17 protein-coding genes are annotated in these 19,650 nt (G+C 59.5%); 5 read left to right on the top strand and 12 right to left on the bottom strand.

Translation table 11 applies throughout. The features are described 5' to 3' along the window. Nucleotides 1-43: 43 nt before the first annotated feature. Nucleotides 44-1,240, top strand: a complete 1,197-nt coding sequence (gene ftsZ / locus AC3IUF_RS24535) for a cell division protein FtsZ (RefSeq protein WP_007916986.1) — start codon at nucleotides 44-46, stop codon at nucleotides 1,238-1,240. Nucleotides 1,241-1,352: 112 nt separating this feature from the next. Next, nucleotides 1,353-2,264, top strand: coding sequence for a UDP-3-O-acyl-N-acetylglucosamine deacetylase (gene lpxC / locus AC3IUF_RS24530; protein WP_007916984.1), 912 nt, complete (start codon nucleotides 1,353-1,355; stop codon nucleotides 2,262-2,264). Nucleotides 2,265-2,466: 202 nt separating this feature from the next. On the opposite strand, the gene AC3IUF_RS24525 is transcribed toward lpxC, so the two are convergent. The 7 genes from AC3IUF_RS24525 to AC3IUF_RS24495 all read right to left on the bottom strand — a co-directional run bounded on the left by AC3IUF_RS24525 (nucleotide 2,467) and on the right by AC3IUF_RS24495 (nucleotide 12,553). Then, entirely contained in the window at nucleotides 2,467-3,975 is a 1,509-nt protein-coding gene (locus AC3IUF_RS24525) for a sensor domain-containing diguanylate cyclase (RefSeq protein WP_414893118.1), read from the bottom strand. A gap of 124 nt (nucleotides 3,976-4,099) precedes the next feature. Continuing rightward, on the bottom strand, nucleotides 4,100-5,416 hold the full coding sequence (locus AC3IUF_RS24520) for an OprD family porin (RefSeq protein ID WP_489279555.1): 1,317 nt from the start codon (nucleotides 5,414-5,416) through the stop codon (nucleotides 4,100-4,102). 197 nt (nucleotides 5,417-5,613) lie between these two features. Next, nucleotides 5,614-5,835 (bottom strand): hypothetical protein, encoded by a 222-nt coding sequence (locus AC3IUF_RS24515; RefSeq protein ID WP_489279554.1) that lies wholly within the window; start codon nucleotides 5,833-5,835, stop codon nucleotides 5,614-5,616. 418 nt (nucleotides 5,836-6,253) lie between these two features. Continuing rightward, a complete protein-coding gene (locus AC3IUF_RS24510) occupies nucleotides 6,254-7,618 on the bottom strand; it encodes a heavy metal sensor histidine kinase (protein WP_489279553.1) in 1,365 nt (454 codons plus the stop codon). Next, nucleotides 7,608-8,285 carry a heavy metal response regulator transcription factor gene (locus AC3IUF_RS24505; protein WP_007916978.1) on the bottom strand — a complete coding sequence of 226 codons (678 nt, stop codon included), beginning with the start codon at nucleotides 8,283-8,285 and terminating at the stop codon, nucleotides 7,608-7,610. Before AC3IUF_RS24505 ends, AC3IUF_RS24510 begins: the two co-directional genes overlap by 11 nt. Nucleotides 8,286-8,294: 9 nt before the next feature. Then, a complete protein-coding gene (locus AC3IUF_RS24500) occupies nucleotides 8,295-11,396 on the bottom strand; it encodes a multidrug efflux RND transporter permease subunit (RefSeq protein ID WP_007916977.1) in 3,102 nt (1,033 codons plus the stop codon). After that, complete coding sequence (locus AC3IUF_RS24495) at nucleotides 11,393-12,553, bottom strand: efflux RND transporter periplasmic adaptor subunit (RefSeq protein WP_489279552.1); 1,161 nt, start codon at nucleotides 12,551-12,553, stop codon at nucleotides 11,393-11,395. The genes AC3IUF_RS24500 and AC3IUF_RS24495 overlap by 4 nt, the downstream gene beginning before the upstream one ends. A gap of 947 nt (nucleotides 12,554-13,500) precedes the next feature. Between AC3IUF_RS24495 and AC3IUF_RS24490 the strand changes: the two genes are divergently transcribed. The 3 genes from AC3IUF_RS24490 to AC3IUF_RS24480 all read left to right on the top strand — a co-directional run bounded on the left by AC3IUF_RS24490 (nucleotide 13,501) and on the right by AC3IUF_RS24480 (nucleotide 14,738). After that, a complete protein-coding gene (locus AC3IUF_RS24490; protein ID WP_007916971.1) occupies nucleotides 13,501-13,863 on the top strand; it encodes a DUF6124 family protein in 363 nt (120 codons plus the stop codon). A gap of 218 nt (nucleotides 13,864-14,081) precedes the next feature. Beyond that, the gene (locus AC3IUF_RS24485) at nucleotides 14,082-14,387 is read left to right on the top strand and encodes a type 1 fimbrial protein (protein ID WP_489279551.1); all 306 of its coding nucleotides are present in this window, start codon (nucleotides 14,082-14,084) and stop codon (nucleotides 14,385-14,387) included. A 111-nt stretch (nucleotides 14,388-14,498) separates the two neighbouring features. Further along, nucleotides 14,499-14,738 carry a hypothetical protein gene (locus AC3IUF_RS24480; protein WP_007916963.1) on the top strand — a complete coding sequence of 80 codons (240 nt, stop codon included), beginning with the start codon at nucleotides 14,499-14,501 and terminating at the stop codon, nucleotides 14,736-14,738. Between the two features lie 175 nt (nucleotides 14,739-14,913). On the opposite strand, the gene AC3IUF_RS24475 is transcribed toward AC3IUF_RS24480, so the two are convergent. The 5 genes from AC3IUF_RS24475 to norR form a co-directional block, all read right to left on the bottom strand. Further along, a complete protein-coding gene (locus AC3IUF_RS24475; RefSeq protein WP_007916961.1) occupies nucleotides 14,914-15,663 on the bottom strand; it encodes a YkgJ family cysteine cluster protein in 750 nt (249 codons plus the stop codon). Between the two features lie 83 nt (nucleotides 15,664-15,746). Continuing rightward, a complete protein-coding gene (locus AC3IUF_RS24470) occupies nucleotides 15,747-16,073 on the bottom strand; it encodes a hypothetical protein (protein ID WP_447787045.1) in 327 nt (108 codons plus the stop codon). A gap of 156 nt (nucleotides 16,074-16,229) precedes the next feature. After that, a complete protein-coding gene (locus AC3IUF_RS24465) occupies nucleotides 16,230-16,688 on the bottom strand; it encodes a GNAT family N-acetyltransferase (RefSeq protein WP_489279550.1) in 459 nt (152 codons plus the stop codon). 27 nt (nucleotides 16,689-16,715) lie between these two features. Next, nucleotides 16,716-17,618 (bottom strand): chemotaxis protein CheV, encoded by a 903-nt coding sequence (locus AC3IUF_RS24460; RefSeq protein ID WP_007916955.1) that lies wholly within the window; start codon nucleotides 17,616-17,618, stop codon nucleotides 16,716-16,718. 326 nt (nucleotides 17,619-17,944) lie between these two features. Then, entirely contained in the window at nucleotides 17,945-19,495 is a 1,551-nt protein-coding gene (norR, locus tag AC3IUF_RS24455; protein WP_489279548.1) for a nitric oxide reductase transcriptional regulator NorR, read from the bottom strand. Between the last annotated feature and the right edge of the window lie 155 nt (nucleotides 19,496-19,650).

Raw genomic sequence — 19,650 nt, 5'->3', positions numbered from 1 at the left:
AATGCAGTAGGCGAAAAAACTAGAGAATGTAAGGAGAGGGAAAATGTTCGAACTCGTAGACAACATCCCCGCAAGCCCGGTAATCAAAGTTATCGGTGTTGGCGGTGGCGGCGGCAACGCTGTCAATCACATGGTCAAGAGCAACATCGAAGGCGTTGAATTCATCTGCGCCAACACTGATGCTCAAGCGCTGAAAAACATCGGCGCGCGCACCATTCTGCAACTGGGCACCGGCGTGACCAAAGGTCTGGGCGCCGGCGCCAACCCTGAAGTAGGTCGTCAGGCCGCTCTCGAAGACCGTGAGCGCATTGCCGAAGTCCTGCAGGGCACCAACATGGTGTTCATCACCACTGGCATGGGCGGCGGTACCGGTACCGGTGCTGCGCCGATCATCGCCGAAGTGGCCAAGGAAATGGGCATTCTGACCGTTGCGGTAGTAACGCGTCCGTTCCCGTTCGAAGGCCGCAAGCGTATGCAGATCGCCGATGAAGGCATCCGCATGCTTTCGGAAAGCGTCGACTCGTTGATCACCATCCCTAACGAGAAGCTTCTGACCATCCTCGGTAAAGACGCCAGCTTGCTGTCGGCTTTCGCCAAGGCTGACGATGTACTGGCCGGTGCCGTTCGCGGTATCTCCGACATCATCAAGCGTCCGGGCATGATCAACGTCGACTTCGCCGACGTGCGTACCGTAATGAGCGAAATGGGCATGGCGATGATGGGCACTGGCTGCGCCAGCGGTCCGAACCGTGCACGTGAAGCCACTGAAGCGGCCATCCGCAACCCGCTGCTGGAAGACGTGAACCTGCAAGGCGCACGCGGCATCCTGGTGAACATCACCGCCGGTCCTGACCTGTCCCTGGGTGAGTACTCCGACGTGGGTAGCATCATCGAAGCCTTCGCTTCCGAGCACGCGATGGTCAAGGTCGGTACCGTTATCGATCCGGACATGCGCGACGAACTGCACGTGACTGTGGTTGCCACCGGTCTGGGCGCGAAAATCGAGAAGCCTGTAAAGGTTATCGACAACACCGTTCATACCTCCATGGCTTCTGCCCAGGTGCAACAACCGGCTGCGGCCCGTCAGGAAGCGCCAGCGGTGAACTACCGTGATCTGGACCGTCCGACCGTCATGCGCAACCAGGCTCAGGCCGGTGCTGCGGCTGCCGCGAAGATGAATCCGCAAGATGATCTGGACTACCTGGACATCCCGGCGTTCCTGCGTCGTCAGGCCGATTGATGGAATGTATCAGGGCTATGAAGGTGATTGGTGTTCAGCAAAGGCATGGTCTGCTATCATCGCCAGCCTTTGTTGATACCAGTTCGCAATTTGCGCTGAAGCGGCCCAAGCCATGATTAAACAACGCACACTGAAAAATATTATCCGTGCCACAGGTGTAGGCCTGCACTCCGGTGAGAAGGTCTATCTGACCCTCAAGCCTGCGCCTGTCGACACTGGCATTGTGTTTTGTCGCGCTGACCTCGACCCTGTGGTGCAGATTCCTGCCCGCGCGGAAAACGTCGGTGAAACCACTATGTCGACGACGCTGATCAACGGCGACGTGAAAGTGGACACGGTAGAGCACTTGCTCTCGGCCATGGCTGGCCTGGGCATCGATAACGCCTACGTCGAGCTCTCCGCGTCCGAAGTCCCGATCATGGATGGCAGCGCTGGACCCTTCGTATTCCTGATTCAATCGGCAGGCCTGGAAGAACAGGACGCCGCCAAGAAATTCATCCGCATCCTGCGTGAAGTGACAGTGGAAGACGGCGACAAGCGCGCCACTTTCGTCCCTTTCGAAGGGTTCAAGGTGAGCTTCGAGATCGATTTCGATCACCCGGTATTCCGGGACCGCACCCAAAGTGCAAGCGTGGATTTTTCCAGCACTTCGTTCGTAAAAGAAGTCAGCCGCGCCCGTACCTTTGGTTTCATGAGTGATATCGAGTACCTGCGCAAGCACAACCTCGCACTCGGCGGCAGCGTTGAAAACGCGATCGTGGTTGATGCCGATGGCGTACTGAACGAAGACGGCCTTCGCTATGAAGACGAATTCGTGAAGCACAAGATCCTCGATGCCATTGGCGACCTGTACCTGCTGGGTAACAGCCTGATTGGTGAGTTCAAAGGCTTCAAGTCCGGTCATGCACTGAACAACCAGCTGCTGCGCAAGTTGATTGAGCAGACAGATGCTTGGGAAGTGGTGACGTTCGAAGACGCCAGCACCGCACCAATCTCTTACATGCGCCCGGTTGCGGCGGTGTAAGTAAAAAACCTCTCTAGTTTTTTGAAGGCCATCCTCGGATGGCCTTTTTTTATGCCTGTAATTTCTCTAGTGCCTGATCTGGCCCTATCGCTGGCAAGCCAGCTCCCACAGGTTTCTTTGTGAATCACAAATCTGCAGCACATCACAAATCCCTGTGGGAGCTGGCTTGCCAGCGATAGGGCCGGTGAAGCCAATACATCTATCAGGCAGCCACCACCACCCGGTTACGCCCACCTTCCTTGGCCTGATACAACGCCTTGTCCGCCGCAAACAGCAACTGCTCCAGCGTCATCTCGCTCGCCGCCGTCCATGTCGCGATGCCAATACTCACGGTCATCGGCCGCTCAGCCCCATCGACCAATGGCAATTGCTCCACCGCCTGACGAATATGCTCGGCAATCTGCTGCGCGCCATGACCGTCGGTCTCGGCCAGAATCACCGAAAACTCCTCCCCGCCATAACGCGCGACCAGATCCGCCGGTCGCCGCACATTGTCCGTGATGACCTTGGCCAGCGTCTTCAACGCCTGATCCCCAGCCTGATGCCCATGTCGATCATTGAATGCCTTGAAGTGATCAGCATCAATCATCATCACCGACATCGGTTTGCCCGAGCGCTGGGCGCGGAACCACTCATGACGCAGTGCCTGATCGAGCATTCGCCGATTGGCCACGCCCGTCAGCGCATCGGTAGCAGCCAGTTGCGCCAGCTCGCGCTCGGCACGCTGACGCAAGCGTAATTCGCGGGCCAACAGCCAGGTCAGCCACAACAGACCCACGCACAACACGCCCGTGGCACCGCTAATCAGAATCGCGGTGCGCCGCCAGGTGCCGAACACTTGATCGCTGGACAGCGCAACCATCACCGTCAACGGCAAATTGCCAACCCGTGAATAGGTATAGAGGCGCTGCTGATGATCCATGCTCGAGGTGCTGGTGAAACTGCCGCTGCCATCCTTGTCCCCGAGGATGCGCACGACATTCGGCCGGTTGCCGAAGCTTTTGCCGATGGAATCACTTTGCAGATAAGGCTTCTGTGCGAGCAGGACGCCGTCACTGTTGATGATGTTCAGCGTGCTGTCTTTGCCAATGTCGAGGCTGTTGAACAATTGGTCGAAGTAGTCGAGTTTCATCGACGCCACGGCCACACCAGCGAACTCACCGGTTTGCGAGGAGATCCGGCGACTGAAACTGATTCGCCACTGATTGGCCTCGTCGCAGTCGCAACGGGTCTTGAACGGACGGCTGATGAACATGCCGATGTCGCGATTGAAGGCATGGGCGAGGAAGTAATCGCGGTCGGCAAAATTACCCGGTTTTGGCTCGATTCGCGAAGAATCGGCAATCACATTCCCGTGTTTGTCGAGCAACAGAATGTCACCCTTGAAGCGTGCCGTGGTCGAGCGGTCGAACAGCGCCAGATGGCGGATCTGCGGTGAGACATCTTGCAGGTCATCGCGCTGGGCGGCGGCGATCAGGCCTTGCAGGGTCAAGTCGTACAGCTCGACGGTGCGCAGCACATCGGCGTCGATCAGTTGCGCAATGGTGGTGGCACTGCGGGTCGCCGATTCCCGAGCATTGGCGTGCTCGCGGATCAGCAGGAACGTGACGATGCACAGAATCGCGATCACTGTCAGCAAACTGCCGCAGATCAGCAGCAGCTCGGGGCGTCCGGTCTTGCCCGCAACGGGTGGGGTACGGCTCGCGATCATGATTGGGCTGTCGGTTGGGGGAAGGTCTTATAAGCGTAGTAGGCCAAACACCACAGCCGAAGCCAGAAACCATTCCTAATGTGGGAGCGAGCCTGGACTTCAAGACTGTGCTGTGGCGCCGATCTTAGAAGACGTTGATCGGGTAGTCGATGATCACGCGGTATTCATCTGTATCCGAATCAATCACGCCGTAACCGTTGCCGCCACGGTTGGTCGCCCATTGCAGGTGCACCGCCAGATCCTTGGCCTGACCGCTCTGCACCACGTACTTCAAGTCGAGATCGCGTTCCCAATGCTTGGCGTTGCGGCCATCGGCGCTGTACCAGTTGGAATAGCCTTTGCTGTCGGGGTCAACTTTGGTCAGGTCGACAGTGCCGCGCGAGTAGGACACAGACGAGGTCAGACCCGGCACGCCGACACCGGCGAAGTCATAGGCGTACTTGAGCTTCCACGAGCGTTCGTTCGGGCCGTTGAAGTCGGAATACTGTTGCGAGTTATCCAGATAAACGCTGTCACCCTGGCTGATGTAGTCGAACGGCGTGTTGCCGTTGACCCGCTGATACGCGGCGGTGACGCTGTGATTACCGACGCCAACGGTGAAATGCAGGCTGTAGGTGTTGTTGTCGATGTTGCCCAGCAGCGCATCACCGGTGTCTTGCGTGTGATAGAAATGCAGGCCCGGGTTGAGGCTGACCAGATCGTTCAACTGCCAGGTGTAATCCAGGTCGTAGTAGTACTGGTTCCAGATGTCCTTCAGCTCGGAGGCATAAAGACTGCTGGTCAGGCCTTCGACACCGCTCCATGCCACGCCGGCCCAGTTCAGGTGCTGGCTCTCATCGCCGTCGGCAAGGTTGCCGTAGGAAGTGCCGATGCGCGTGTGACCGCTTTGGTTGTAAGGCTTGGTAAAACTGGCCTGGCCACCTTCGATCAACCAGCCGTCGAAGCTGTGGTTGGTCAGGCTCACACCACGGAAAGTCTGCGGCAGCATGCGCGTTTCACCGCCAGCGATGACCGGGTTGGTGAGGAACAGGTCTCCGGCCTTCAATTCGGTATCGAACGCGCGCATTTTCAACGTGCCGCCCGCCGTGGAGAACGAACCCGGCGCTTTGCCGCCATTCTCTCGGACCGGCAGGATGCTCGACCCGTCCGTGCCGCCACCGCCATCCAGCTTCAACCCGAGCATGGCGTGGGCGTCAATGCCGAAACCGACCGTGCCTTCGGTGTAACCCGATTTGAACACCCCAAGAAAGCCTTGGCCCCACTCGATGTTGTCGTCCGCTTTCTGCAAGCGGTTGCGATTCATGTAGTAGTTGCGGGCGTTGAGGTTGAGGCTCGAACCCTCGACAAAGCCTTCTTTGGCAGGCTCGTCGGCGTGGGCGGCAGGGGCAATCGTTGCGGCAATTGCAATGAACAGCGGGGTGAAGCGGACTGGGTAACGCACGTGCAATGGAGCTCCTTGGGTCAACTGGCGCCTCTATATTTTGAGGCGCTCGATGTTTCTTGTTGTTACAGACGAACCAAACGGCTTTCAGACCACAACGAAAAAAGGCCGCTGAAAGGCAGCGGCCTGGAATGACGACGGTTGAACGGGAAGAGCCAAACAACCGCGTCGAGGGAAACGTTGGCGCGGAGCGCGACTCAGCTGTCTTTCTCGCTTGCTTGAGTCTGGGAAGTGGCAGCCTGCGGGGCTTGCGAGGCGTCCTGAGCCTTGGCCATCACTTCGGCCTGATGCTGATCGTAGGCCTGCGCGCGAGCGACATTGTGCGCCACGAACGACTGCGATTCTTCAGCCATCGCCATCGGCGACAGGATCAATGAGGACAAAACGAACGCGCTGGCAATACCCATACTGTTGGACATCTTGAAAACCTTCTCGCTTGGCGAGTGCTGTTTGGTGCGGGCAAAGATAAGGTTGCCGAGCGTTGGGAAACAGCGTGATTTTCATAAATGACTGTTGCGCGGGAGGTAAAAGTCGAAGATCGCGGCGCGGCCAAGGGCAACCCCCTCACCCCAGCCCTCTCCCCCAAGGGGGCGAGGGGGAAAGGGAGCAGATCCGGGGCTTTTCAGAATCCGAGTTCGACTGGATATTTCAGGTCGGCGTACTTCGAGAGAACAACTCGCTCAGTCCCATTTCCCCCAGGGGGGCGAGGGGGAAAGGGAGCCGATAGGGGGCTTTTCAAAGCCTGAGTTCGACTCGAGCTTTCAGGTCGGCGTACTTCGAAAGAACACCACGGTCAGTCCCCTCTCCCTCCGGGAGAGGGTTAGGGTGAGGGGCTTTTCAAACCGGCAAATAAATCCCGAAAGTATTCATCCCCCGATCACTGCGCACAAACACATCCCCGCCATGCATCAGCGCAATCGCTTTAACGATCGCCAGCCCCAACCCATGGTTATTGCCACTGTTGCTACGCGACGCATCGACCCGATAAAAGCGCTCGAACAGCCGTGGCAAATGCTCACTGGCAATCGGCGAACCGGGGTTGGCCACACCAATACTCACCTGATGATCTTCAACCTCGATGCGCACCTCGATCACCTGACCCGGCCCGGTGTGCTGCACCGCATTGCTCAACAGATTGATCAACGCCCGGCGCAAATGCGCGACCTCGATCTGCACCAGTGCATCACCGCTGACCTGCACTTCAACCTGCGCATCTTCAAGGATGAAATCCAGATACTCCAGCGTCGTCGCCACCTCATCTGCCAGCGACGTCGAGGTCAGTTTGGTCGCCTTGTTGCCCTGATCGGCACTGGCCAGAAACAGCATGTCATTGATGATCGAACGCAGCCGTTCCAGCTCTTCAAGATTGGATTGCAGCACTTCGAAATAGTGTTCGGCAGAGCGCCCACGGGTCAGCGCCACTTGCGTCTGGCCAATCAAATTGGTCAGCGGTGAACGCAGTTCATGGGCGACGTCGGCGTTGAACGATTCCAGCCGCGAGTAGGCCTGCTCGACCCGTTCCAGCGTCGAGTTGAATGAGTCGACAAACTGCTCAAGCTCCGGTGGCAGCGGCGACAAACGCAAGCGCCCGGCTCTGAGCGGTGGCGCCAGTCGTTGAGCCTCATGGGACAGTTTGATCAACGGCTTCAAACCAATCCGCGCGACCCAATACCCCAGTGCCGACGCCATCAACACACCGACAATCGCCAACCCGATCAGCGCGATCAACAGATTGTGCTGAGTCTCGTGAAAGGTCTCGGTATCAATGCCGATCATGAAGCGTAGCGGCGGGCGCTGATCCTTGGCTGGCAACTCGGTCAGCAACACTTTCAGCGGATAAGGATGGTCGGCCAACTGCAGGTCATGCATGCCCAACGGGCCTTGAGCGAACGCGCGAATCGCCGCATCGGGCTGACCATACTCGTAACCCGGATCGCCACTCACCACCCAGAAACGAATGCGTTTGTCCTCTTCGCCGAGCAGCTTCAACTTGGCGTTGATCTTCACCCAATGCTCCGGCGTGCCGAAGCGATTGAGCGCCGATTCGAGCACGCTGTAACGTGCATCCAGCTCGGCTTCCGGCAGTAATCCCAGGCCTTTGTCGACCTGTTGATACAACGCGCCGCCGATCAACAGAAACACCAGCAGCGCCACCAGCGTGAACATTCCACTGAGGCGCAGGGCAATCGAGTTACTGGACACCACGGCTCTCCAGCACATAACCCATGCCGCGAATGGTGTGCAGCAGTTTCTCGTCGAACGGCCCGTCGAGCTTGGCGCGCAGGCGTTTGATCGCCACTTCGACGACATTCGCGTCGCTGTCGAAATTGATGTCCCAGACCATCTCGGCGATGGCGGTTTTCGAAAGGATTTCACCTTGGCGGCGGGCGAGGACGCTGAGCAGCGAGAACTCTTTGGCGGTCAGATCCAGTCGGGTGCCGGCGCGAGTGGCCTTGCGGCTGATCAAATCTATCCACAGGTCGGCGATGCTCACTTGCACCGGTTCGTGGCCGCCGCTGCGCCGGGTCAGTGCTTGCAGACGCGCGACCAGTTCGAGGAAGGAAAACGGTTTGCCGAGGTAATCATCGGCACCGTCGCGCAAGCCTTTGATGCGGTCTTCGACGCGCTCGCGGGCGGTGAGCATGATCACCGGGGTCTGCTTGCGTGCACGCAACGCGCGCAAAACGCCGAAGCCATCGAGGCCCGGCAACATGACGTCGAGGACGATCACCGCGTAGTCGCTTTCCAGCGCCAGATGCAGCCCCTCGACGCCGTCGCGAGCCAGATCCACGGTGTAACCCTGTTCCGTCAGACCGCGGTGCAGATAGTCCGCGGTTTTTTCCTCGTCTTCGATAATCAGAACGCGCATGACCCTGCCTCAGTCTGTGGTCGCCAATGCCGGTGAGGGCATCGGTTTGGGCCGGTGGAACAGCCGCTCAAGCCACAAGTATATGACCGGAGTGGTAAACAACGTCAGCATCTGGCTGACCAGCAAACCGCCGACCACCGCGATCCCCAACGGTTGGCGCAGTTCGGCGCCGGTGCCGTAACCGAGCATCAGCGGCAGCGCGCCAAGCAGGGCGGCGAGGGTGGTCATGATGATCGGCCGGAACCGCGTGATGCACGCTTCGAAAATCGCCTCCTGCGGCGACAGACCTCGGTGGCGCTGCGCTTCGAGCGCGAAGTCGATCATCAGGATGCCGTTCTTCTTGACGATACCGATCAGCAACACCAGGCCGATCAACGCCATGATCGAAAAGTCCTGGCCGCAGATCCATAGCATGATCACTGCGCCCAAACCCGCCGCCGGCAATGTCGAAATGATCGTCAGCGGGTGCACGAAGCTTTCATAAAGCACACCGAGAATGATGTACACCGCCACCAGCGCCGCGAGAATCAGCCACGGCTGGCTGGCCAGCGAACTCTGGAACGCCTGCGCCGCACCCTGGAAATTGCCGCTGATCGCCGTCGGCATGCCGATCTCGGCCTTGGCCTGATTGAGCAGAATCACCGCATCACCCAACGCTACGCCGGGCGCGAGGTTGAACGACAGGTTGGCGGCCGGGAACATGCCGTCATGGGCGATCGACAGTGGGCCAATGGTTGGCGCATCGAATTTGGCCAGCGCTGACAGCGGCACCATCTCGCCACTCAGCGGTGAGCGCAGGTAGAAATAGTTGAGGCTTTCGGCCTTGCCGCGTTGTTTGGTGTCCAGCTCCAGAATCACGTTGTACTGGTTGACCTGAGTCTGGAATTCATTGATCTGCCGTTGCCCGAAGGCATCGTACAGCGCCTCGTCGACATCGCTGGCGGTCAGGCCGAAACGGGCGGCGGCGCTGCGGTCGATGCTGATGTGGGTGATGCTGCCGCCCAGTTGCAGGTCGTTGGAGATGTCGCGGAACGCCGGGTTGCTGCGCAGTTTTTCCGTGAGGCGTTGCGTCCATGTCGCGAGGGTCGCGCCGTCGTTGCTCTTCAGCACGTACTGATATTGCGCGCGGCTCGGGCCGGAGCTGAGGTTGATGTCCTGGCCAGCGCGCAGATAGAGAACGATGCCGGGGACTTTCATCAGTTGCGGGCGGATACGGTCGATGAACTGGCTGGCGCTGACGTCACGGTCGCCGCGTTTTTTCAGGGCGATCCAGAAGCGGCCGTTGGCGATGGTCTGGTTACTGCCGGACACGCCGACCGAGTGGGAAAACGCCTGCACGGCCGGATCGGCGGCGACGATTTCGGCCATGGCCAAGTGTTTTTTCACCATGTCGCCGTAGGAAATATCCGCAGCCGCTTCAGTGGTGCCGAGGACGAAACCGGTGTCCTGCACTGGGAAGAAACCTTTCGGGATAAAGATGTAACCGCCGATGGCCAGCGCCAGCGATAAACCGAAAACGCCGATCATCAACTTCTGATGGGCGAGGGCGCGGCGCAGACCTTTCTCGTACCAGCCGAGCAGACGTTCGCTGAAGCCCGGTTTGGCGTGGGCGTGGTGCACCGGTTTGCGCATGAACAGCGCCGCCAACGTTGGAGCCAGAGTCAGCGAGACCACCACGGAAATCATGATGGTCGAGGTCGCCGTCAGGGCGAATTCCTTGAACAGTCGCCCGACCACACCGCCCATGAACAGCAGCGGAATAAACGCCGCCACCAGCGAGAAACTGATCGAGACCACGGTGAAGCCGATCTCGCCGGCGCCCTTGATCGCCGCTTCGCGCATATCGTCGCCGGCCTCCAGATGGCGGTGGATGTTTTCCACCACCACGATGGCATCGTCGACCACAAATCCCACGGCCACCACGATCGCCACCAGCGTCAGGTTATTCAGGCTGAAACCGAGGATGTACATCAGGGCGAAACTGGCGATCAGCGACACGCCGAGCACCGCCGAAACAATCAGGGTCGCCGACAACTGACGCAGGAACAGCGCCATCACCGCGACCACCAGCAGGATCGCGATCAACAGGGTGATCTCGACCTCATGCAGCGAGGCACGAATGGTCTGGGTGCGATCGATCAGGGTTTTCACTTGCACCGAGGCCGGCAGCATCGCTTCGAGGCCGGGCAGGGCGGCTTGAATGCGGTCGACGGTTTCAACGATGTTCGCGCCCGGTTGACGCGAGATCACCAGGTTCACCCCGGGTTGATCACCGGCCCAGGCTTGCACGTAGGCATCTTCCGAACCGTTGACGACTTTGGCGACATCACGCAGGTGAACCGGGGCGCCGTCCTTGTAGGAAACGATGAGTTGGCTGTAGTCCTCGGGGTGGAACAACTGGTCGTTGGTCGACAGCGTCGAGATGCTCGATTCGCCGTACAGCGCACCTTTGGCAAGGTTGAGGCTGGTCTGCTGGATCGCCAGCCGAATGTCGGCGAGGGTCAGGCCGATCGCCGCCAGTTTGTCGGCCGAGGCTTGTACGCGAATCGCCGGACGTTGCTGACCGGTGATGTTGATTTGGCCTACGCCGTCGATCTGACTGATCTGACGCGAGAGCAAGGTTTCCACCAGGTCGCTGAGTTCGGTGCCGGGCATTTGTGACGAGCTGACACTGAGGATCAGTACCGGGCTGTCGGCCGGGTTGACCTTCTTCCAAGTGGGCAGCGTCGGCATGTCCTTGGGCAGTTTGCCGGCGGCGGTGTTGATCGCCGCTTGGACTTCCTGGGCGGCGGTGTCGATGCTTTTATCGAGGGTGAACTGCAGGGTCAGCAGGCTGGAGCCGAGCGCACTGCTGGAGGTCATCTGGGTCATGCCGGGGATGGCGCTGAATTGCACCTCCAGCGGCGTGGCCACGGACGAGGCCATGGTGTCGGGGCTGGCGCCGGGCAACTGCGCGGACACCTGAATCGTCGGAAATTCCGCTTCCGGCAGTGGGGCAATCGGTAAACGCGGGAAGGCAATCAAACCGACCAGCACCAGCGCGATGGTCAGCAGAATGGTTGCGACCGGGTGATCGATGCACCACGTCGAGACGCCTTTGTGCGCCTTCATGGTTTCGGCTCCGCTTGCACCACCTGCGCCGGCTCGCTCATGACTTGCACCGTTGAACCCGGTTTAAGCCGCGACTGGCCATCGGTGACCAGCACGTCACCGGCCTTCACGCCTTTGATGATGTCCTGACCGCTGCCTTGATAAACCATCTGCACTTGCACGGCTTCGACCTTGTCGCCGTTGACCCGGTAAACGAAGTGTTGGTCGAGGCCACGTTGTACGACGGTGGGCGGGACGACCAGCGCATCTTTGTCGAGGGCTGTCTGAATTTTTACCGTGACCAGCAGGCCGGGCCAGAGCTTCTGGCTGGCGTTGTCGAATTCGGCCTTGGCGCGGATGGTGCCGGTGTTGGCGTTGATCTGGTTGTCGATCAGGGTCAGGTGACCTTCGCCGAGCAGGTTGCCGGTTTCGCCATCGGTGTCGGCGCCGATGTAGGCCTTGACCTGCGCGCGCTGCGGATCGTTGATCAGGCCTTGCAGGGTCGGCAGCATTTGCTGGGGCAGGGAAAACTCAACGGCGATCGGGTCGATCTGGGTGACGGTGAACAGGCCGGCGGTGTCGGTCATGCGCAGGAAGTTGCCTTCGTCGACTGTGCGAATACCGACGCGGCCGGTGACCGGGGAGCGGATCTGCGTGTAGGAAAGTTGTACCTGCGCCGCGTCAATCGACGCCTGGTTGCCTTGGGCGGTGGCTTTGAGTTGGTTGACCAAGGCTTGTTGCTGGTCGTAGGTCTGTTTCGAGATGCCGTCGTCGACGGTGAGCAGTTTGTAGCGTTTGAGGTTGACCAGGGCGACTTGCAGTTGCGCCTGGCTTTCGCCCAGTTGGGCGCGGGCCTGGTCGAGGCTGGCGCGGATGGAGCGGTCGTCGATGGTGGCCAGCAGGTCGCCTGCTTTGACGAGTTGGCCTTCTTTTACGAGGATTTTGGTGAGGATGCCGTCGATCTGGGGGCGCACGACCACGCTGTGTAATGAGAGTACGGAGCCGATGCCGCTGGTGTAGCGGGGGACGTCTTTTTCGCTGACCGCTATGACTCGCACGGGGATTGCTGTGGGGGTGGCGAGTTTGGTCGGGGCGGGTTTCAGGGCGTACCACAGACCTGCGCCTGCGAGGACGATCAATAGGGTGGCGAGCAGGGCTTTGTTCTTTTGGATTCGCATGCGGGGTGGGCGCCGGAGTTTGGAGTTTGGGCAGGTTGGGTAGTTATAAACTTGTTTGGGGGTCAGGAGGGTGACGGCTGGCTGTCAGCGCTGTCAGTTTTCTTTGGGTGTATATCCGTTGCTGCGGGTGTGGCTGATTAAGGTTCCGCCCTTACGGCGGGTCACTTTTGACAAACGCCTCAAAAGTAACCAAAAACGCTTGCTCCTACGTGCGGCCCGCTCGCTGGGGCTCGGGGTTCCTTCGCTGCGGGATCGATCCGGGCGCAGCGCCTACGGTTTGCTTCGCTGCACCTCCTCTCGCTGTGTTTGGCTTCGCCAAACGGTCGCTGCGCTCCCACGCCCGGATCAATCCCTCCACTCAGCCTTCCGACGTCGCCCGTGGGTCAAGATCAAGAGCAGGCGAGCTGACACTCGGCCTATTGAGTGGTGAAGAGCGGGGCGTGGTCGGCTTTGGATTTGTGGTGGATTTGCCCCTCACCCCAGCCCTCTCCCGAGGGAGAGGGAGCCGATTTTCGGGCGTTTCAAAACCTGAGTTCAACGCGGTATTTCACGTCGGTGTACCTCTCCCAAACACCTCGGTCAGTCCCCTCTCCCTCTGGGAGAGGGCTAGGGTGAGGGTTGGCTTTTGGCTGTTTAAATTTGTGTCAAATAACCAGAACCTTCCCACAAGGTTTTCAGGTTGTCCGTCGGACGTGCGCTCTCTAGTCTTGGGTTGTCGCCGAAAACTCGGCGATCGGGTGTGAGAGCCCGTAGGAACTGTTAATCCAACACCAGTACCACCATAATTGCCGCCGGCTATTTGCTGCCCTGCAATTTTTATGGCGGCTGTGTGCGGGCGAACTTCGGTTCGGCCGGGCTTGTTCCTACCGGTTTCTCACTCCGCACATAGCTGCCACCACTCCGCCGCGTGAGAAACGGCATGTGTTGGCTTTGATTAGGAACATTCCATGACTAAGCCCGTACCCGATCCACCCATCGATCCCACAACCCCACTCGAAGACGCCATCCGCGCCGACGACCAGATCAAAACCCGCGAAGCCATCAAACGCGCGCTCGATTTCTACCTCTGTCCCGAACCGGTCAAACCGCGTCAGCCCAGTACGATGTTCCTCATCCACCCGGACATCGACACCGAAAGCCTGCTCGCCCACGCCTGTGAATCGCTGGCTTCAGCCAATGTCATGGCCGGTGATCTGGCTGATCAGCTCAGTCGCCCGCAGCGCAGTACGGCGCTGGCGATCCAGCAGATCGTCATGCTCGCCGAGTTGGCGGTAAACCGGGCGCTGGATCGGGTTGATCCGCAAACGTAATCCGTCTGAACACCGCGTTATCGTTCTTCGCGAGCAGGCGTCTGATTGGGCGCCCCATCTCTAACGGCCATTTTTTGTTGAGCAGTCCCAAAAAGGGACCGATCAGTCCCAATCAGGGACTTATTTGCCCACTACGCTTCTCAAGATCCGTCCCTGCACGCGGATAAACATTGTGTAGCCCGGGTCCTCTGGGCCGCTCACTCCGGGAGTGTCTTGAAATGAAGCTGAAAACCGCTCTGCCATCTGTGCTCCTCTTGCTTCCACTCACTACGTTTGCAGCGCCTGCCAGCCAATCCGGTGAGATCCGCTTCACCGGGCAAATCGTTGATTCTGGCTGTCAGGTCGGACCGGTCGGGGCGTTTGTTGATCGTGAGTCTCGCCAGATCGAAATCAAGCCCGGCGTGAAAGTCGATGTCGACACTGAGCGCAACGTCTGCAGTCATCAGGCGCTGCCGATTTCCATGCGCTACGAAGCGTTGAAGACCTCGACCGACAAAGGCATTGTCATCATCAGTTACCTGTAAACCGTTCGGCGTGCGTTGCAAATCTTCAGGTGCCGAGCGATGGCGCACAGGTATACTGCGCGCCTTCGCGGCTCACTGATCGGGCCCGACTTTTTGCTTTCCGGAGCTTTTATGACTTCCCCGACCCTGCCGCCGGTTGACGACGCTGTGAGCGATGTCCCGGCTGAACTGGCCGACACCAGCGATACCAAAGCCGAAATCCCGGCGTTCAAATTTCCGTTCAAGCCGGGCGAGCTGGCCTCTGCCAAAGGCTCGAACCAGCCGTGGTACAAGAACGGCGCCAAGAATGGCCACACCAAGACCCCGGGCATGGCGCCGCCGGGTACCCGTCGTTCGATGGGCAAGCGCTGAGTTTTAATCCCGCCTGCGTTCAACGCGGCGACTGATACTGCCCGTGCCGGACCTTTCGCTGGCAAGCCAGCTCCCACAGGGTTCTGTGTCGTACACAAATTATGTGAACGCCCGAGATACCTGTGGGAGCTAGCGTGCTAACGATGAGGCCGGTTCGATCGCTGCAAAAAACCGATCAAGCCGCCCGCAGCGAGATAAACGCATACGTCTGCGCCGGTTCAGTCACCACCTGTGCCCCGGCCGCCAACACTTGCCCGGCCACATCATCCCCGGACAAATGAAATACCCACTCACTCGGAGTCGTCGTCAGCGGTTGCGCGGTGACCTGATCAATCACCGAAGCAAAAGCGCTCATATTCGGCAAATACGCTGTAAACCCGTCACCCTTCAACGCCGTGGTGCGAATCCCGAGCATCGCGCAAATCGCATCCTTGATGCCGATGTCATCCCGATCCGCCTGGCGCGAGCGTTGAATCAACTCCACCAGTTCCTGATCCACCAACTCGCCACCGGCAATCAACACTGGCCCCTGTTGCCAGGACTCCGGCGGGCAATCCTTGGCGGCAGGGTTGAGCGGGATATGCGGGTTGATTTCCGCCGGATAGATGCGACACACCAGTGGCCGCCGCTCGTAGATCCGGCACAACTTGTCTTCGTCAAGATTCCGGCAAGGGCCGACGTTGTACGCGGCGAAGGTAATCGCCACGTGGGCATCCGTGACACCGCTGCGCACCACCGCCGAACGCCGTTCAGCGTGCTCACGCTGTTGCGCTGGCAAGCCCAGACCATTGCCGAGAAAAGCCTCCACCAGCACGATCACCTGGCCGCCATCCGCCGCCCACATGCGGGCTTCGGCCAAGGTCAGGGGGACATGGTGATCGGTGCAGCATTTGCCGCAGCCTACGCAGGAAAACGTCGTATTCATTGAGCGATCTGTCTTCAATCAGGGTGTGAAACGGTGGCGGAAAACCACCGCACAGGCCTGGATCGAAGCAAGTTATGCGCCATTCACTGGGTTTTGCCGGTCGGACGGATCGAGTCCCACTCGGTGACGAAAGCAGTTTTCGATTTTTTGTTGTACAGGCACAGCTCGGTGCCTTGCTGGCCTTTCATGTGTTTTTGCGGGTATTGGCCTTGCAGCAAAACGGCGGTGTAGCCGACGCGGTCATCGAATTGCGCGGGCGTGCCGACGGGTTTGGTGTTTTTCAAGCCGCTGGCTTTGCTGCAACTGGCGAGCACGGTTTTGTCGTAGGCGGCCCAGGCATCGGGGCTGGAGGCGTGGGCCTGGGACGCGAGGGCGGTGAGGCAGAGTAGGCTGAGGGTGAGCGCTTTCATGGGGGGCATCCTTGGTCGTGGGTGGCCAAGGTTGGAGTGTGCCTAAAGAGTTTTGTTGCCTGGGACACCGTTAAAAGATCGCAGCCTTCGGCAGCTCCTACATGGATATGCGGTTCCCTGTAGGAGCTGCCGAAGGCTGCGATCTTTTGACTTTAATCAGTCCGGCACCCGTTCCCGGCGGACCACATACATCCCGGCACCTTCATACAACCGCTGCGCGCGATGGTTGTCCTCCAGCACCTTCAGATCTACAAACCCTTCGCGCCGTTGCTGAAACACCTTGAATGCATGGAGCAACAACGCCCGACCCAGTCCTCGGCCCTGCATGCGCGGATGCACCACCAGATTTTTGATATAGGCGCTGGTCCAGCATTGCGCCACACCGACCACGCTGTCGCCATCGTGGGCAATAAAGCACAACGACGGATCGTATTCAGGATTGCTCTCGAACTGCTGCTGCCAAGCGTCCAGCGCCGGCACTCGGCCGCCGCCTTCGCGGTAGCCCAGTTGCATCAAATGATGCACGTCCGCCGCCAGTTCGACGGAGTACGTGCGCAGTTCAATGTCCTGTGGCCAAGGCGCATCCGGCGCGTCCTTACCGAGGTCGCGCCGCATCAAAAAACAATACGTCTCGACCAAGACTCAGTGCCCGTGTGCCGCGACGTGTTTGGCCGCTTCGATCAGGCAGTGGGTCAGTTCCGGCGAGGAGAACTTGGTCAGCACGCCGTTCGCCCCGGCCAGGCGCGCTTTCTCGCTGTTCATTGCGCTGTCGAGCGAGGTGTGCAGCAGCACGTACAGATGGGCGAAGTCCGGCGTTTCACGCAGAGTGCGGGTGAAGGCGTAGCCGTCCATCTCGGACATTTCGATGTCGGAGACGATCAGGTTGATTTGCTGCGCGGTGCCTTGCAGGTCGAGCAGGCAGTCGATGGCTTCCTTGGCGCTGCGTGCGGTGTGGCATTGCAGGCCGAGGTTGCGCAGGGTGTGCACCGATTGTTGCAGTGCCACCTGGCTGTCGTCGACCACCAGAATTCGCGCATTGCCGAGCACATCAGCGTCTTCCATGCTCAGATCGGTCGGGGCCATTTCGATCTGTGCCGGGGCGATGCTGTGGATAACCTTTTCGATGTCGAGCACCTGCACCAGCGTGCCGTCCACCGAGGTCACGCCGGTGATGTAGGCGCGCGAACCGCCGGAACCGAACGGCGGCGGTTTGATGTCGGTGGTCAGGCAATGAACGATTTTGCTCACAGCCTGGACGTGCAGGCCCTGCTTCGAACGGCTGACGTCGGTGACGATCAGGCAACCGCCGTTGGGGTCTTCCAGCGGGCGCTCGCCGATGGCGCGGCTGAGGTCGATGACCGACAGCGAGGCGCCGCGCAACGTGGCGATGCCTTTCACATGCGGGTGCGATTCCGGCAGCTTGGTCAGCGGCGGGCAGGGGATGATTTCACTGACTTTCAGCAGGTTGATCGCCATCAGCTTGCCGCTGCGCAAGGTAAACAGCAGAAGCGAAAGTGAATCTGCGCGGGCTTTGGTGGAGGACATATGAACCTTCTGTGGAAAGGTGGTGGGCGAGGGTGGAAATCGCCAGAAACTATTGATGCCGGGTTATCGGCGTTAAAGGGGTGGGCTTTAGGTTAGTTGTCGGGTGGTCGGCTTGAGTTTATCGCTGTTCTCTCGAACACGGCCCCTCACCCCAGCCCTCTCCCAGAGGTAGAGGGGGCCGACCGAGGCGTCTGGCGTTGTACATCGACCTGAATGACCGAGTCGATTATGGATTCGGTAAAGATCTTTCACGTCGGCGGAATTCTTGAATATCTCCCAATCAGTCCCCTCTCCCTCCGGGAGAGGGCTAGGGTGAGGGTGTGCTTTTAGCTCTTCATCCCCAACCGCTTGGCCATCCGCCCAAGATTCGCCCGATCCAGCCCCAACTCCCGCGCCGCACTCGCCCAGTTATCCTGATTGCGTTCCAGCGCCGCACTGATCAAGCGCCGCTGATACTGCTCGGTCGCACTGCGCAAATCCCCGCTGACCAGCGGCATCTCAGCCGCAACAGGCTCAACCGAGTTATCCACAACCTCACGCGGTAAATCCAGATCCGCCGCGCTCAAACTGAGGATCTTCGGCCGCACCTTGCAGTTGCCCAACGCTTTCAGCGCACTGCGTCCGATCAAGTGTTCCAGCTCGCGTACGTTGCCCGGCCAGGTGTAGGCGAGCAGTGCTTCCTGGGCGTCGCTGTTCAGGCGCAGGCTGTTGAGGCCCATGCGCGAGCGATTCTGTTCGAGGAAAAAACCGCTGAGCAACAACACATCGCGACCACGATCACGCAGCGCCGGCACGCGCAGCGGGTACACACTCAGGCGATGGTAGAAGTCGGCACGATAGCGACCACTGCGCACTTCTTCCGCCAGGTCGCGGTTGGTCGCGGCAATCAGGCGCACATCGACCTGATGCTCCTTATCCGACCCCAAACGCTGCAATTGACCACTCTGCAACACGCGCAACAACTTGGCCTGCACGGTCAGCGACAACTCACCGACTTCATCGAGAAACAGCGTGCCGCCATTGGCCAGTTCGAACTTGCCACGCCGGTCACTGGTGGCGCCGGTGAAGGCGCCGCGCACGTGGCCGAACAGTTCGCTTTCTACCAGCGTATCCGGCAACGCGGCGCAGTTGAGGCTGATGATCGGTTTGTCGGCGCGCGGTGAGGCGGCGTGGATCGCTTGGGCGACCAGTTCTTTGCCGACGCCGGTTTCGCCGGTGATCAACACGGTCAGATCGCTGCCGCCGACCAGATTGATTTCCTCAACCAGTTTTTTCAGCGCCTTGCTCTGGCCGATCATCTCGCGGTTTTGCTGGCCGCTGGCCTGGCGGTAAACCTCGGCGCGCTGGTGCTCGTCTTCAGCGCGATTGGCCAGGCGTTGAATGCGTTCGGCGGCGTTGACCGTGGCCGAGGCGAGGCTGGCGAAAGCTTGCAAGGCGTCGAGTTCGATCGGTTCGAATCGCTCGGGGTCGAGGGCGTCGAGGGTGATCAGGCCCCAGAGTTTTTCATCGACAAATAAAGGACAGCCGAGGCAATCGTGAACTTCGAGGTGTTCGTCGAGGCCGTCGACCAAACCGTCGTAAGGATCGGGCAAGTCGCTGTCGGCGGCGAATCGCGTGAGGCCGGCGCCGCTCAGCAGAATCTCGAAGCGCGGGTGCTCGCTGACTTTGAAGCGCCGGCCAAGGGTGTCGGTGCTCAAGCCGTCCACCGCCAGCGGCACCAGTGCTTCGCCGTCGAGGCGCAACAACGCCGCCGCATCGCAGGGCAGCAAGGCGCGCATGGCTTCAAGCAGGCGTCGGTAGCGCTCGCCCTCGGGCAGTTCGCGAGACAGGTCGGAGACGAGAGGCAGCAGGGCGGTGAGCAGGGATTTGGCGGTCATGGTCTTGTAGTCAAAGAGACAAGATGTAGTCGGGATGACTATAAATGTAGTTGAGTCTTTATGACTACGATATTTTCAAGTTGTTGATTTGTATAGATAAATAAGTTGGCACGGAACCTGATAACTCTAAAGTAACTTTCAAGAAAGCTCAGGAG

This window comes from Pseudomonas sp. KH_040, assembly GCF_057839305.1.
The sequence above is the reverse complement of the archived record's forward strand: the minus strand, read 5'-3'. Positions and strand labels throughout refer to the sequence as shown.

What these genes read in the sequence shown, in the direction of transcription:
- ftsZ (WP_007916986.1), top strand. Translation starts at nt 44, where the DNA reads ATGTTCGAACTCGTAGACAACATCCCCGCAAGCCCGGTAATCAAAGTT.
- lpxC (WP_007916984.1), top strand. Translation starts at nt 1,353, where the DNA reads ATGATTAAACAACGCACACTGAAAAATATTATCCGTGCCACAGGTGTA.
- AC3IUF_RS24525 (WP_414893118.1), bottom strand. Translation starts at nt 3,975, where the DNA reads ATGATCGCGAGCCGTACCCCACCCGTTGCGGGCAAGACCGGACGCCCC.
- AC3IUF_RS24515 (WP_489279554.1), bottom strand. Translation starts at nt 5,835, where the DNA reads ATGTCCAACAGTATGGGTATTGCCAGCGCGTTCGTTTTGTCCTCATTG.
- AC3IUF_RS24505 (WP_007916978.1), bottom strand. Translation starts at nt 8,285, where the DNA reads ATGCGCGTTCTGATTATCGAAGACGAGGAAAAAACCGCGGACTATCTG.
- AC3IUF_RS24500 (WP_007916977.1), bottom strand. Translation starts at nt 11,396, where the DNA reads ATGAAGGCGCACAAAGGCGTCTCGACGTGGTGCATCGATCACCCGGTC.
- AC3IUF_RS24495 (WP_489279552.1), bottom strand. Translation starts at nt 12,553, where the DNA reads ATGCGAATCCAAAAGAACAAAGCCCTGCTCGCCACCCTATTGATCGTC.
- AC3IUF_RS24490 (WP_007916971.1), top strand. Translation starts at nt 13,501, where the DNA reads ATGACTAAGCCCGTACCCGATCCACCCATCGATCCCACAACCCCACTC.
- AC3IUF_RS24485 (WP_489279551.1), top strand. Translation starts at nt 14,082, where the DNA reads ATGAAGCTGAAAACCGCTCTGCCATCTGTGCTCCTCTTGCTTCCACTC.
- AC3IUF_RS24480 (WP_007916963.1), top strand. Translation starts at nt 14,499, where the DNA reads ATGACTTCCCCGACCCTGCCGCCGGTTGACGACGCTGTGAGCGATGTC.
- AC3IUF_RS24475 (WP_007916961.1), bottom strand. Translation starts at nt 15,663, where the DNA reads ATGAATACGACGTTTTCCTGCGTAGGCTGCGGCAAATGCTGCACCGAT.
- AC3IUF_RS24470 (WP_447787045.1), bottom strand. Translation starts at nt 16,073, where the DNA reads ATGAAAGCGCTCACCCTCAGCCTACTCTGCCTCACCGCCCTCGCGTCC.
- AC3IUF_RS24465 (WP_489279550.1), bottom strand. Translation starts at nt 16,688, where the DNA reads ATGCGGCGCGACCTCGGTAAGGACGCGCCGGATGCGCCTTGGCCACAG.
- AC3IUF_RS24460 (WP_007916955.1), bottom strand. Translation starts at nt 17,618, where the DNA reads ATGTCCTCCACCAAAGCCCGCGCAGATTCACTTTCGCTTCTGCTGTTT.
- norR (WP_489279548.1), bottom strand. Translation starts at nt 19,495, where the DNA reads ATGACCGCCAAATCCCTGCTCACCGCCCTGCTGCCTCTCGTCTCCGAC.